This window comes from Acinetobacter sp. Leaf130, from assembly GCF_001423205.1.
Taxonomy (GTDB): domain Bacteria; phylum Pseudomonadota; class Gammaproteobacteria; order Pseudomonadales; family Moraxellaceae; genus Acinetobacter; species Acinetobacter calcoaceticus.
The window spans coordinates 254,742-269,392 of sequence record NZ_LMOE01000001.1; the positions used below are offsets into that span (position 1 = coordinate 254,742).

At 36.1% G+C, this 14,651-nt stretch carries 9 protein-coding genes; 6 read left to right on the top strand and 3 right to left on the bottom strand.

From position 1 onward, the window contains the following. Positions 1 to 701 precede the first annotated feature (701 nt). The 3 genes from ASF86_RS01130 (at position 702) to ASF86_RS01140 (ending at position 9,347) form a co-directional block, all read left to right on the top strand. A complete protein-coding gene (locus ASF86_RS01130; protein ID WP_056478605.1) occupies positions 702 to 1,256 on the top strand; it encodes a TetR/AcrR family transcriptional regulator in 555 nt (184 codons plus the stop codon). 119 nt (positions 1,257 to 1,375) lie between these two features. Continuing rightward, a complete protein-coding gene (locus tag ASF86_RS01135; protein ID WP_056478606.1) occupies positions 1,376 to 4,582 on the top strand; it encodes a type VI secretion system Vgr family protein in 3,207 nt (1,068 codons plus the stop codon). 70 nt (positions 4,583 to 4,652) lie between these two features. After that, positions 4,653 to 9,347 (top strand): RHS repeat-associated core domain-containing protein, encoded by a 4,695-nt coding sequence (locus tag ASF86_RS01140; protein WP_056478607.1) that lies wholly within the window; start codon positions 4,653 to 4,655, stop codon positions 9,345 to 9,347. Between the two features lie 27 nt (positions 9,348 to 9,374). Here the strand turns inward: ASF86_RS01140 and ASF86_RS01145 are convergent, their stop codons facing one another. Beyond that, positions 9,375 to 10,232: a tetratricopeptide repeat protein gene (locus ASF86_RS01145; RefSeq protein ID WP_056478608.1), complete on the bottom strand. Its 858-nt coding sequence runs from the start codon at positions 10,230 to 10,232 to the stop codon at positions 9,375 to 9,377. Positions 10,233 to 10,600: 368 nt separating this feature from the next. Here ASF86_RS01145 and ASF86_RS01150 point away from each other — a divergent pair, with 368 nt between their 5' ends. From ASF86_RS01150 to ASF86_RS01160, 3 genes are all read left to right on the top strand, one after another. Further along, complete coding sequence (locus ASF86_RS01150; RefSeq protein ID WP_056478610.1) at positions 10,601 to 11,338, top strand: tetratricopeptide repeat protein; 738 nt, start codon at positions 10,601 to 10,603, stop codon at positions 11,336 to 11,338. Positions 11,339 to 11,478: 140 nt separating this feature from the next. Then, the gene (locus ASF86_RS01155; protein ID WP_056478612.1) at positions 11,479 to 11,826 is read left to right on the top strand and encodes a hypothetical protein; all 348 of its coding nucleotides are present in this window, start codon (positions 11,479 to 11,481) and stop codon (positions 11,824 to 11,826) included. A 67-nt stretch (positions 11,827 to 11,893) separates the two neighbouring features. Next, complete coding sequence (locus ASF86_RS01160; RefSeq protein ID WP_227508766.1) at positions 11,894 to 12,262, top strand: hypothetical protein; 369 nt, start codon at positions 11,894 to 11,896, stop codon at positions 12,260 to 12,262. 209 nt (positions 12,263 to 12,471) lie between these two features. On the opposite strand, the gene ASF86_RS01165 is transcribed toward ASF86_RS01160, so the two are convergent. After that, the gene (locus ASF86_RS01165; RefSeq protein ID WP_056478614.1) at positions 12,472 to 12,831 is read right to left on the bottom strand and encodes a hypothetical protein; all 360 of its coding nucleotides are present in this window, start codon (positions 12,829 to 12,831) and stop codon (positions 12,472 to 12,474) included. 379 nt (positions 12,832 to 13,210) lie between these two features. After that, entirely contained in the window at positions 13,211 to 14,569 is a 1,359-nt protein-coding gene (locus ASF86_RS01170) for an amino acid permease (protein WP_081407511.1), read from the bottom strand. Positions 14,570 to 14,651: the final 82 nt, after the last annotated feature.

Genomic DNA, 14,651 nt, shown 5'->3' on the forward strand with positions numbered 1-14,651 from the left:
TATAAATAATAGGTTTAAAGGCATATTGGTGACTTATTGCGATTTCTAACTGAAACTTTCTACATCATTCATTTCATCATTTAGCATTTTATATTCTAATCTTACCTGTCGAAACTAATATATCTATATAAATTTCAATACCGTTATAAACCCTTCTTTAACAATAACTCACTCATTATTTATCCTTACTTTTTAATGATCTATTTTAAAGCAAATATCGTTTAGTGTGCTTGACTGCCAAAGGGTAGAGCACTATCCTTTGCCTGCTGGCCACATTGCCAGCCGGCTTTGACAGGCTGATTCAAACGAGCACTAAAGGTTTTATACTTTTAGTGTGTGCACCCTCGTGCCCCCTCTGTGGCGGAACGGGAGGGGGACACCTTTGGTCCGTTCTGCCACCATAATTTTAATGTTTTGGCAGAACTCCCAATAAAAAGGAGTTGGCTTTGCACATTCATTATTTCTTGGCAGCCTTTGCCAAAAGTTATAACGACACAACTTAAACTTTTAGAGTAGTTTGAAAGTCATTAGGCTTTTCGGACTTTAATTCGTCTTAACCAAAAACTTAATCAACAATAAAACTTGAGATGTGCCAAGCACAGTCTTTATGGGCTTTGCTATGCCTTTTATTTGCTTAAAAAAGAGTGAAGGCATTTTTATCTCATTTATATACAACAAGAATTTTTTATAACGGTAAAACTATGCCACATTCAGATCTCCCATTTCGTGCTTTAAGTGTGCTTCACACTTCCAGATATTTGTTTAACAACTATGGCTTTCACAATGTCGGGGTCGACCGAATTATTGAGTCAGCAAAAGTTCCCAAAGCCACTTTTTATAACTACTTTCACTCAAAAGAAAGGCTGATTGAAATGAGCCTGACTTTCCAAAAAGATGGTCTTAAACAAGAAGTACTTTCAATCATTTATGTTCAAAAAGACTTAACTCTGCTTGAAAAGCTTCGCAAAATTTACTTTTTACATGCCGATTTAGACGGACTTTATCATTTGCCTTTTAAGGCTATTTTTGAGATTTCAAAAACACATCCCAACGCATATCAGGTGGTGATTGACTATCGAAATTGGTTCATTAATGAAATCTATAATTTGCTTTTAACAACCAATGCAAATGCTTCAAAACAAGATGCACACATGTTTTTATTTGTGATTGATGGGGCAATGGTTCAGCTTTTAGATCCAAACAAGCCAGATGAAAGAGAACGATTGTTGGATTATTTTTTAATGCAGTTTATTTAGTGCAAATGAATAAATAACATAGCTTATAGATTATTTTGATTAGGCATTTACTAAAATAGACAAATCTGTCTATTTTTTATAAAATATAGTTGTTTATAACTCAGATATATAAAAAAGTGATGTTTAATAATATCTTTCAAATTTTAGAGAATTTTGGTTTTCTCTCAAAACATCGTTCGGTATACCTTCAATTTTCAGATGCATCCCTGAATAGTCAGGTTTTTTTACAACGTATAGATGGGCAACATTATCTTAATCAGGGCATAACTGCGGATTTGATTTGTTTATCAACCAATGCTCACCTTCCACTTAAAAAATTTATAGGTGTACAGGTTGCTGTTGATCAGGTGACAGATCAAGGACAATTATTTCGTACCACAGGTATTATTACTGGAGCATCGCAGGGGCAAAGTGATGGTGCTCTAACTTTATATAAGCTCACAATAAGTGATTCAACTTATCTTTGGCATAAACGCAGAAATAGCCGTGTGTTTATGAGCAAGAGTGTGAAAGAAATTAGTGAAATTCTTTTTCAAGAATGGCAAGGAAAAAGCCCATTATTTGCTGCTAGCCTTACACTAGATTTGAGTGGGTTAAAACAGCAATATGATACTCGTCCTTTCGTTATGCAGTTGAACGAAACTGACTATGACTTTCTAACTCGTTTATGGCGAAGTGAAGGTATTAATTGGCTGATTGATGAAGCGGAACTGATTGTACCGAATAATACAGATCATATTCAGGCACAAAAATTACGTCTCATTGATGATAATAACCAATTTCAAGCGCTGACAAGAAGAACGGTTCGTTACCATCGCAGTAGTGCAACTGAACAGTTTGATAGCATGACTAGTCTAATCGCTGGTCGTAGTTTACAGCCGACTTCTGTGTATGTGCAGCGTTGGCAGTCAGATGTATTACAACAAACAGATGGGGCTGGCAATGTACAAAGCAAACATCAACATAGCAGTAATTATGACAATCAGAGTTTAAGTCTTGAAGATGCTTGGCATTTTAGCCCAGCATGGATGCAAGATTTGAAAGGTGAAGATGGTGCAACACCAGCAAGTGGTCAGCAGCTAGAAAAGTTCAATCAAAACTTAAGTGCTTATCATGATGCTCAATCTAAGCAGTTTGTTGCTCAAACTAGTGTACGGGATACACAAGTCGGCTATTGGTTTGAACTTAATGAGCATCCAGAAATTGATCTACATAGTGGAGCAGACAAAGAGTTCTTAATTATTGGTAAGAGTTACTACAATCAAAACAATTTACCCAAAGATTTAAATCAGCAAATTCAAGCTTTGGTTCAACAAAGCGATTGGCAGTTGGGTAACACAGAAGAACGTCAGGGTAATGAGCTGATTTTACAACGCCGCAATATTAAAATTGTGCCTGAATATCAACCATTACAAAATCGGCCTAAAGCTTCTCCTCAACGTGCGCGTGTAGTTGGTCCAGCAGGTGAAGAGATTTATGTTGATCAATGGGGACGCATTAAAGTTCGTTTCTTGTTTACCAGAAGTGATGACCATAACCACGATGGTGGAGCGGGAAGTAATGACAATGATACTGATTCGGCTTGGGTCGATGTTTTAACCCCTTGGGCTGGAAAGGGGTATGGTGTACGTTTCTTGCCACGTGTTGGAGAAATCGTTGCTATTAATTTCTTTGATGGTAATGTCGATCGCCCATTTGTGGTAGGCCGCATTCACGAGGCCGAACGTCATCCAACCCGGTTTGACCAGAAAGGACAGTTACCCGATACCAAAAAACTAAGTGGCATTCGTTCAGAAGAGGTGGCTGCAAAAGGCTTTAACCAGTTACGACTTGATGATACGACTGGACAAATTAGTGCACAGTTACAAAGTAGCCATGCTGCTAGTCAGTTAAACCTTGGTAATTTGAGCCATCCTAAAGAAAGTGCAACAAGTGAAGATCGTGGTGAGGGGTTTGAACTCAGAACGGATCAATGGGGGGCTGTTCGAGCTGGTAGTGGTTTACTCATTACTACTCATAAACAGGACCAAGCCCAAGGTGTACATCTTGATGCAAATAATGCCAAACAACAAATAGAGGGTGGCCTCAATAATGCCAAAGCACTTAGTGAAGTTGCTAAAAATCAGCAAACCGATCCACTGGAAGTACTTGAAAATCTAAAAACTTTCTTAGAGCAAATTGAACAGCAAGATAAAGAAAAAGCAGCTGTATTTAAGCAAGCTATTATGGTGTTAAGTGCACCAAATAGCATGGCTATAGCGAGTAACGAAGATATACACCTAAGTGCAGATGGCCAATTAAGCCAAAGTGCTGGAGATAGTATTAATTTAAGCACTCAAAAGAACATAATTGCACACGCACAAAATAAGATCAGTCTTTTTGCAGCCCAACAGGGAGCTAGGCTCTATGCGGGTAAAGGGAAAGTTGAGATACAAGCCCAAGCTGACGGAGCAGACTTAATTGCACGTAAAGGTGTTCAGATTATTTCTACAGAAGATCGAATTGAAATTACTGCCTCTAAAGAAATTGTAATCACATCTGGCGGTTCCCAAATTAAGATCAATAGTTCGGGAATTTTCCCTGTCACAGGTGGGAAGTTTGAGGTGAAAGCTGGGCAGCATGTATTTACTTCTGGAGCAAGTGTGAGTGCAAATACTCCACAGTTACCTAAAGCTAAATCCATGCAAGGAGCTTTGGAGTTATTACGGAGTTATGGTGGAGAAAATTTCTTCAAGCAAAATAGCTATAAAGTTATTGATTCATTAGGTAAGCAAATCACAGGCAAACTCGATGGAAATGGTTTCGCACAAGTAACAGGTATTGCGCCCGGACCGGCTAAAGTAATTTTTGAGAAAGATAATACAAGTGCATGGCTACAAAGCAGTGATTTTAATCGTAAATACACTTGGGCTGAGCCAATCAAAAGCATCCAAGGTTTAATGAAAAATGCCCTAGGAGCAGTGGGGCAAAATGCTATGTCTCAGTTGCAAAATAATCTTTTTTCAACTGATAAAAATAGTTTCAAAAACTTGGGTAAAAATACTTTAGATAATTTAGTTGGACAAACAGTAGGCCAGATTAAAAATCAAGTAACCAATACCGCCCTCAATACTGTTTCAAAACAACTTAATCTCAATCTATCTGCTGATCAAATAAAAAGTCTTGGTCAAATGGCGGTAAACCCAAGCCAGTCTCTTGAAATGCTTAAAGAGCAGAGCGAAGGTTTTCTAAGTAATCAAATGGCTGCAAAATTATCTAAGTCCATAAATCAAGATTCACCTATTCAGCAGAGTGCTGTAGATAATTTTGTGCAGTCAAAAAAGTAGATTAGATGAATAGAGCGATTCAACATAGAAAAATATTGCTGTAATTGAATGAATTAAAGGTTTTATATTGATGGCTAAAGAGAATACACAACAGAAAGAAATTAAAAAACAACCTGCTGTTGAACTTGCTGTTTTTAACTTAAATAGCGTTACGGATGTAGCGGACTTGCAAATGATTGCAAGTCAGGTTCAGCGTTATTTACAAGTGTGTGGAAACACGACACTAGAACAAATAAAAAGTAAGGCCAATATAACCACGATTGCTAATATCTTTGCATTAACGGGTAGTGTGTTAGACCTAATGCTCTATGCTACAGATAAGAAAACTGGTGATGTTGCTGTACAACGTGGGGCATTACTTGCGGCAAATTTAATAGGCTTATTTTCAGAACCAAGTAATGAAGCTCATGCGCGCATGGCTTTACGTCCGATGTTTGGTTTAATGGCACAGCGCTTATATCGAGAAAATGGAAAAATTACAGAAACTGATATTAAGCGGTTAGGTTTACATCTTAATGCGATGATCGCTGGAGATTTAGAGAACTTTTTAAAAGAGACTCAAGCGAAGTTAAGCACTCTACTTGCCAGTGCTACGGCGTTGGGTGTAACTATATTACAAAGCATGGCGACCCCAGCAATAGGTATAAATGTAGGAATAACTACTGCGGCAGGTGCAAGTGCAGAGAAACGAGATCCAAAACTCAAATTTACAAATTGGGCCATTCCACTCATTGATTTGTTAGGGAAGCCTACCCAAGCAAATTTAACCCCTAAAATACAACCAAATATAACAAGTCTTTTACAACAAGAAGCAACTCAAGCTATTGCGGCTTTAAGTCAAACTTTACAACAGCAAGCGAATGCAAGCCAAAAATATACGTTGGCATGGCTATTACAAGAAACACTGAAAGCTATACAAGCATTAGAAAATAAAGGTAATGCAAATGTGCCAATCAACCAGACGGGTGAGTATGAACGGCATACGAAAGGAGACACTTTAGAGTTTGTAAGTTTACAGGCAGATGCTTTAAATGCTCCGCCATGTGAAGGTGCTGATTCGCAATCTGGAAAAAGTATTAGCTATTCAATTGGTGCTGAACGGGTTCAACATGCAGACTTCTATTTACCGAAAATAGGTTTTTCTTTTATACGGCAATATAACTCACAAATGGATGAGTTTGATCAAAGCATGATTGGTGCACGTTGGATGATGCCATTTTCCAATATGATTCAACAAAATGCTCAAGGCTATCTATTTATTGATAGTAAAGGGCGAAAGCATCAACTGTCAGCTTCCATTACATTTGAAACTTATGAAGTACCGTATGAAGGAATAATAGTACAACCTCTTAAAAGTGGAGATTTGGTTCTAAACTTTGGGGGAGACTGGTCTTTTCAATTTCATCAGTTTTCAGTTGGACAGCCTTATCAATTGATTCAACAATTCAATGAAAAAACACAAGAAAAGATTGATTTAAGTTACCTTATTTTTGAAAAGGTTGCTTATCTTCAATATGTTGATTTTCAATTAGAGCATGCCAAACACCAATTAAAATTTGCTTTTAATGAGCAAGTTAAAATTATGGCGGTGTTTTTAGATGATAAAGCCGAACCATTAGCTCGTTATGAATATGATACCCGCGGTAACTTAATTAAAGCTATTGATCAGAATGGCCATACAAGAACTTATGAATATAATCACTCTCATCAACTAACACGTTATACAGACCGTACAGGGCGTGGACAAAATATTCGCTATGAATCAACAGACGCCAAAGCTAAAGCGATAGAAGAATGGGCCGATGATGGTAGTTTCCATACCAAACTAAAATGGCATCCACGTTTACGTCAAGTGGCGGTTTATGACGCTTATGATGTTCCAACTTACTATTACTTTGACCTCAATGGGTTTACTTACCGCACACGTTTAGCAGATGGACGTGAATCATGGTACAGCCGTGATGGGCAAAAGCGGATTACTCGTCAAATTGATTTTGAAGGGCGAGAGACTCAACAAGAATATAATGATCAAGATCAACTTGTTAAAATTTTCCAGCCAAACGGCGGAGTAATTCGTTTTGCATATGATGAACAGGGTAATTTAGTTGAAATTAAAGACCCAGAGGGCAGTATTTGGAAACGCGAATATGATAAAAATGGTAACCTTAGTAAAGAAATCAATCCATTAGGGCATATCACACAGTACAAATATAAAAATAATAATCAATTGGTTGAAGTTATTGATGCAAAAGGTAGTGCTAAGAAAATTCAATACAATGAATTGGGGCAGATGATTTCATATACTGATTGCTCAGGTAAGAGTAGTACATGGGAATATGATGAAGATGGTGCACTGACAGCTGAACAAACTGCAAATAATAAAGTTGTACAGTATATTTACAGTACCAAAGGCCGAGATAAAGGGCAGCTACAAAGCATTATTTATCCTGATGGGTTAAAAGAATACTTTGAACATGATGAAGAAGGACGCTTACTTAAGCACATAGATACTAAAGGTTTAGTAACGGAATATAAGTACAATCAAGTTGGCTTATTAGAGCAACGTATTGATGCCAATCGACATAGCGTAGCTTATCAATGGGACAAACAAGGCCGCATTCAAAAGCTGATTAACCAAAATCAAGCCGAATATTTGTTTGAACACAACCCGTATGGATATTTGATACGTGAGCAGGCCTTTGATGGAGAGGAAAAGCACTACAGTTACAATGAGAACGGAAGGTTATTTCAAATCCGTCAACCAAATATACTGACCCAATTTGACTATTATGCCGATGGACAGATTGCATCAAAAAGCTTTACCCATTTACATACAGGAAAGAAACAAACAGAACAATTTGACTATAACCTGAATAGCCAACTGAGCCGAGCCAGTAATGAGGTTAGCCAAATTGATTTCTATCGCAATGCACTTGGACAGTTGGTTAGAGAGCACCAACATTATAAAATTCCAGAACTGAAACCGCTCACAGCAGTATTACGTTATGAATATGATGAGCTTGGAAATTTAATTAAAACAATTCGACCTGATGGCCAAACATTGAACCATCTTGTTTATGGTTCAGGGCATATTTATGCAATTGGTTTGAATAACCAAGAAGTTGTTTCATTTCAGCGTGATGATTTGCATAGAGAAACAACACGATTATTAGCAAATGGACTCATTCAAACCAAACAATATAATGATATCGGGTTATTGAGTGCACAGCTCATTCAATCTGAGCAAGAAACCCAAGACTATTTACAATATCAAGCACATAGATACTATCAATACGATCAAAACTATTTGCTTAGTCAAGTCGAAGATAGCCGTCTGGGTAAGCTCAATTATCAATATGATCCAATTGGGCGTTTAATCGCAGCTCAAAGTCTACATAAAGCAGAAAGCTTTAGCTTTGACCCAGCTGGTAACTTAATTGACACTGACTCGGTATTAAGTCCAGCACAAATTAAAAATAACCTTATTAAAAGTTATAAAGGTAAACACTACCAATATGATGCTCAAGGTAATGTGATAGAGATTACTCAAGCAGGCAAAAACCTTAAACTGACTTGGGACAATCAAAACAGACTTATTCGAAGCGATAATAATGGTCTAATTACAGAATATGGTTATGATGTATTTGGTCGTCGACTCTACAAAAAAACAGCCAGAGCATTAACTTTATTTGGTTGGGATGGAGATTTAATGATATGGGAGTCTTTTAAATCTGCACAGACCAATTATACAAAACACTATATTTATGAACCTGATAGCTTTGTTCCACTATTACAAGCAGGTTATAAGGATTTCATTCAACTCATAGAAACTCCTGATTATCAGGAATATCAAACAAAACCTTATTCTATTTATAAAGACCCAGTATGGAATAGTAATACTCGAAAAAAACGTACTGATGTAGAGCAAATTACTTTTTACCACTGTGATCAGGTAGGAACACCACAAACCATGACCAATACCCGAGGAGAGTGTGTATGGGAAATTCTCCAAGACACATGGGGAACGGCATCGGAAATTACAGCGGTAAACCAAGATAATCCATTTGAACAAAATAATTTACGCTTTCAAGGACAATATTACGATCTGGAAACAGAACTACACTATAACCGTTATCGTTATTATGAGCCTCATAGTGCAAGATATATGAGTAAAGACCCGATTGGTTTAAGTGGCGGAATTAATACCTCTGCTTATGTAAGTGATCCAACTCAATGGATAGATCCGCGGGGGCTTGCATCGAATTCGATTGGTTCATATGGAAGTGTAAAATCAGCATCAGATACATATGAAAAGTATGCAACAAGTAAAAGTTTAAAAGATGTAGCCGAAAGATATGCGGCAGGGAAATCTGTAGGCGGCTCAGCGACAGCAGGAGTTGGTGTTGGGATTTACGCTAATTATAAAGGTAATGGTGAAAGTACATTAACAATGGAACGAAAAGTAGGTTTAGGTTATGAGTATGGGGTTTTTGAACGTAATTACCATTATGGGGAAAGACAAGTTAATAGAGGTTATATAGAAGGGTGTGCAGCAACAGGAGAATCTAAATACTGTGCGGGCTCACACACTGATAAAATAAGCCCTTATATTTATAAAGATGAGTATAAGTCAAAAAGTAAAGCAAGAGGTATTACTATTAGTCAAGGTAAAGAAATGGTTGGTAATCCAAATGGCCCATCTATTATTCATGGTCCCGGTCATAGTTGGGATTTGGGAGCACATGGCTTCCCTTCAACATATTAAAGAGAAACCTGTCTAAATATAAAGATATTAGTTCATCTTGGATAATTCTTGAGCTGCATATGAGTTTCCTGCTTCAGCAGACTTTTCAAACCAGGTACGGGCTAAGGATAAGTTCTTATCTACTCCTAGCCCGTCTTTATATATTTTCCCGAGATGAAATTGTGCATTGCTTTCGCCTTGATTTGCAGCTGCCAAAAACCATTTTTGTGCTTGAGGATAATCTTGTTTTATACCATCTCCGAGTAAGTACATAAGCCCTAAATTATATTGGGCATCAATATCTCCTTGGATAGCAGCTTTTAAATACCATTGAGAAGCTTCTAACTTGTTTTGACTTACTCCTCTACCATGTAAAAACATGGTGCCAAGATTTGTTTGAGCATCTGAATCACCTGCATTTGCAGCATCTAAGTAGTATTTAATAGCCTTTTGATAGTCCTGCTTAATACCTAAGCCTTTACTGTAGAAATTTCCAAGTTCGTTTAAGGATGGAATATCACCTTGTACTGCGGCTTTCTCATACCAATATTTTGCTTTGATATAATCTGGTTTAATATGCTCATTTCCCATGTATAATAAACCTAAATTATATTGAGCATTAACATAACCCTGATTTGCAGATAAAGTGTACCATTCAATAGCTTTTAGAGTATCGGGTTGAATGTCTTTATATCCTTCTGCATACATTACACCTAAATTGTACTGTGCTTCCGGATCTCCCTTTTCAGCTTTTGATCGGATATCATTTACATTAATATTATCTATATTATTCTGATTAGAGTGCTGTTGTTCATTATTGTCATTAGCTTGATTGACAGATTTTGCACAACCTGAACTTAAGATACTTAAAAGACAAACAGTTAGAAAAATTTTTTTTGATAACATCTTTTATCTCGGATAGATTAATGGGTGTTAATTTACTATACAAGAATTCTACTTGCTCAATTTGCAACGTAAAATAACATAAACGAAAAAACAACGTTTCAAAAAGAAGGATTTTCATAGATCAATTTTAATAAAAGATATATGCCTGTATCTATAGAAAATTATAATCTATCTAATTACTGATTTTAATAATAAGAATAGTTTTATGATCATGTACATACTACTAAAGATTGAGAATATAATTTCAAAGCTTCACAAAACCAACAGTCAACTGTTGATCATAAATTACCGCCAGCTCCAAGAATTCCTGAGGCTCCTTCCAAAATGGGCTATCATCCACTTGATTTCCAAACCAAGGCATGTTTTAAATGAGAGATAATATGAAAATTTTCTTATCAATATTTATATTTAGTACATTAACTTTGGTAGGATGTCATTCATCTAATATAAAAGTCAAAAGCTCCAATAGTGAGTTAAGTAAATATAAAAAAGATGCAGAAAATGGTGAACCAGTTGCTCAATACAATATAGGTGTTATATATCAACAAGGATTAAATGGTAATAAGGTTAACTTAGATAAAGCTGTGTATTGGTTTGAAAAAGCTGCCGAACAAGGTAAGGAGGAAGCCAAAGCTAATTTGGGTATAATTTATTATACAGAGGTAACTAAATATACTAATATTCCCAAGGCTTTAGATACCTTTTCTGAACTTTCGAAAAAAGATAATAGAGTAGCTATTAATTTTTTAGGAAGAATGTATAAGGATGGAGTTGGTGTAGAACAGGATAATAATAAGGCCTTTAATCTTTTTAATAGAGCTGCTCTTTTGGGTGACTTAAGTGCACAGTTTAATTTGGGGAATATGTATTTTAATGGCGAAGGGACCCCTTTAGATTATGAAAAGGCTGCCTATTGGTATAACAAGGCTATTATAAATGGAAAAGATGGAAATGCCGCTAAAATGCTTGCTGGAATATACTATGAAGGGAGAGGGGTAGAAAAAAACATTAGTAAATCAATTGAATTACTTCAGATTGCTGCTGATCAAGGAGATCAAGAGTCGGCCAAAAATATAGAAATTATAAAAAAACAATGTGGCTGCTAATAAATATTTATTAAATTGGTCTGGACTAAGATAAATAATATCTAAGATCAGGAAAGAATATAGTTAATAATTTAAAAAATATAGTGTTCTAATTGTTGAATTAACTTAATTTTAAATTATTATTGGTTTTAGATATTCTAATGAAAATTATCGCTATTTTCTCAATATTATTGATACTTACAGGTTGTGGTAAGAAATATACGATTACACCTGATGAGTTACCAGTTGCTCATGTCAATCAAAAATATCATCAAGTAATTCATATTTCAGGTGGTAAAGTCGTTGATAAAGATCAGCCATTGAACACAAATATTCCTGAAGATTTAGGAATAACAGTTCAACCTGCTAATGATCGAGATGGTTATAATATTATTGAAGTCAAGGGAACCCCAAAATATAAAGGTACATTTACAATTCATGTCTGGGTGGGTTTTTATGCAGGCGGCGGTAATGAAATCGATAAAACCTATGCTTTTACAGTTCAGTAAAAAGAGAACTTAACTTTTAATAAGTAAAATAAAATTTCTATCCATTTAACAGGAAGAAGATAGCCTAATGATGGGAAAATCTAATCACTATATTTACTCTATTATTTTTTCAATTCTATTGATACTTACCGGTTGTGGTAAGAAATATATAATTACTCCTGATAGTTTGCCTATAGCTCATGTTAATAAAGAGTATAGACAAATTATACAGATTTCTGGAGGTAAATTTAGTGATACAAGTTCGCCTTTAAAAAAAGATATACCTGAAAATTTAGGAATAACAGTTAAAACTACTAATGATTTAGATGGTTGTAATATTATTGAGGTCAACGGGACACCTAAATATAAAGGTAGATTTACTATTAATATTTGGGCGGGTTTTTATGCAGGTGGTGGTAATGAAATCAAGAAGACCCATATTTTAACAGTTCAGTAGAATTTTTAAAAATTAAATTAATCTGCATATCTGTTATTGAGCTAGATTATCTGGATATGAAAATAGTGACGATCAAAAATATTATTAGATTATTTTTTATTACTTTGAGCTGAGAGTAATAAGAAAGAAAAGGGAGGGGAAAGCAATCAAAAATACTTACTTTCCTTACCTTTAAAATAAATTAAATCTGAGCTTAACTTAGATAAATATTATTTCTTTTGTTTAAAACGGTATTTACATTTTAGGCAGCGGTAATCCTGAAAAATGTTCTTATCGATCATCACACCCGCTTTTTTACCAAAAATATTACCAACCACACCGCCAGTGATTCCTGCACTAATTGCACCAACAAAAGTTCCAACAGTTCCGCCAACAATCACACCTAAAGGTCCAGCAATCGTACCAATAGCTGCACCAACAGTAGCGCCAGTTGCTGCACCACCTACAGTGCCTGCTGTTGTGCCAGCAGCTGTGAGTAAAACACCGCCAGTTGTTCTAAGTAATTTGTCATGGTCACGTGCTTCAATTTCTGTAGAACCACACTTAGGACATTGCAGAGCTTTTTCCATAAAATTTCCTGTCTTTCATCATTGAGTGACACAGTTGACGGCGCTAAATCAGTAAAGTGGGTAAAGAACCTGTCTTTCGATGAAGTGTCTTTTGCCTATTGAGTGATTGCAACAATAAACTGGTCTGCTTTGATTTTAGCTGAACATGAGCGCAAATATTTATAGATCATGTAAACACTTGTACTTTAATAATTATCCCATTAAATACCAATGTTTAGAATGACTAAGGGTTACATATCAATGTGTCTAGCAGAGAGCTATTCAACAATGATGAATAGAATGTGAATGGTTTTTCGAGTAGATTTTCTGAAGTTACTTAGGGTGACGAGCTGTTAAATGATAAAAGGCTTATCCTGTTTGAATAAGCCTTCTTTGAATATTAGAGTGCTTTTTTCCAACTTAAAAATTTATATAGCCCAAACATGAAAGTGATCCAGATCGGAAGTAAAATCACCGATTTTTCAAATCCTTGAGTCCACATAATATATAAAATCATGCCAATGAAAATTAAAACAATATAGTTACTTAAAGGCGAAAATAGCGCAGGAAATTTGACAGCTTTACCTTCAAGTTTCATCGCACGTTTAAACTTCAAATGGGTAAAGCTAATAATTGACCAGTTTAAAACTAAAGCGGCTACGGCCATGTACATGAGATAGCTTAAAGCTTCTTCTGGTACGAAATAGTTAAGCAATACACAACCAAAAATCAAAATAGAAGAGAAGATAACAGCAGCTTTAGGAACACCCTGTTTGCTCACTTGTGCAAAAACTTTTGGAGCATGACCTTGTACTGCAAGTCCATATAACATACGGCTGTTGGCATACATGCCGCTGTTGTAAACCGAAAGCGCAGCAGTCAAAATAATAAAGTTAAGTAAATGTGCAGCCCAACCAATGCCAAGTTGGCTAAAAATCATGACAAATGGACTTTTATCTAAACCACCAAGGTCAAGCTGATTCCACGGAATAAGCGACATAATGATGGCAAGTGAAGCCACATAGAAAATCAAAATTCGAAAGATGACTTGGTTAATGGCTTGTGGAATGCTTTTTTCTGGATTTTCAGCTTCAGCAGCAGTCATCCCAATCAGTTCAATACCGCCAAAAGCAAACATTAAGAAGGCGAGCATATAAAACAGGCCCGAAAACCCATGTGGGAAAAATCCGCCATGCTGCCATAGGTTTGAAAAGCTAGCGATAGAGTCATTACCCGCAGTAACCAATAAATATAAGCCAAATACAATCATCGAAATGACAGCAGCGACTTTAATAATGGCTAACCAAAATTCAGATTCACCATAAAATTTAACATTGCCCAAGTTCAAACACGTGACCAAAACAAAGAAAAATAAGGCTGATATCCAAGCAGGAATATGAGGCCACCAGTAATGCACATATTTAGCGACCGCTGTTAGTTCTGTCATTGCAACCAGAATGTAAACTACCCAATAGTTCCAGCCCGATAAAAAACCGGGGAATCTTCCCCAATACTTTTGTGCAAAGTAACTAAAAGAGCCGACAACCGGTTCTTCTACGATCATTTCACCCATTTGGCGCATAATTAGAAATGCGACCAAACCAACGATGGCATAACCTAAAATAATAGAAGGACCAGCAGACTGGATGACTTGTGCAGAACCTAAAAATAAACCTGTCCCGACAGCACCACCCATAGCGATTAACTGGATGTGACGATTTTTAAGTCCACGTTTTAATTGGGAAGATGAGTTGCTCAAAATATATGCGCTGAATTAAAAAGCTGGCGCTATTGTAATAGATTGGTTAGGGATAACCTAGTTTGAAAAGGATTTTACTCAG

Bases quoted from the DNA above. Each gene is read 5' to 3' on its own strand.
- ASF86_RS01155 (WP_056478612.1), top strand. From the start codon at position 11,479: ATGAAAATTATCGCTATTTTCTCAATATTATTGATACTTACAGGTTGT.
- ASF86_RS01160 (WP_227508766.1), top strand. From the start codon at position 11,894: ATGATGGGAAAATCTAATCACTATATTTACTCTATTATTTTTTCAATT.
- ASF86_RS01135 (WP_056478606.1), top strand. From the start codon at position 1,376: ATGTTTAATAATATCTTTCAAATTTTAGAGAATTTTGGTTTTCTCTCA.
- ASF86_RS01130 (WP_056478605.1), top strand. From the start codon at position 702: ATGCCACATTCAGATCTCCCATTTCGTGCTTTAAGTGTGCTTCACACT.
- ASF86_RS01145 (WP_056478608.1), bottom strand. From the start codon at position 10,232: ATGTTATCAAAAAAAATTTTTCTAACTGTTTGTCTTTTAAGTATCTTA.
- ASF86_RS01140 (WP_056478607.1), top strand. From the start codon at position 4,653: ATGGCTAAAGAGAATACACAACAGAAAGAAATTAAAAAACAACCTGCT.
- ASF86_RS01150 (WP_056478610.1), top strand. From the start codon at position 10,601: ATGAGAGATAATATGAAAATTTTCTTATCAATATTTATATTTAGTACA.
- ASF86_RS01165 (WP_056478614.1), bottom strand. From the start codon at position 12,831: ATGGAAAAAGCTCTGCAATGTCCTAAGTGTGGTTCTACAGAAATTGAA.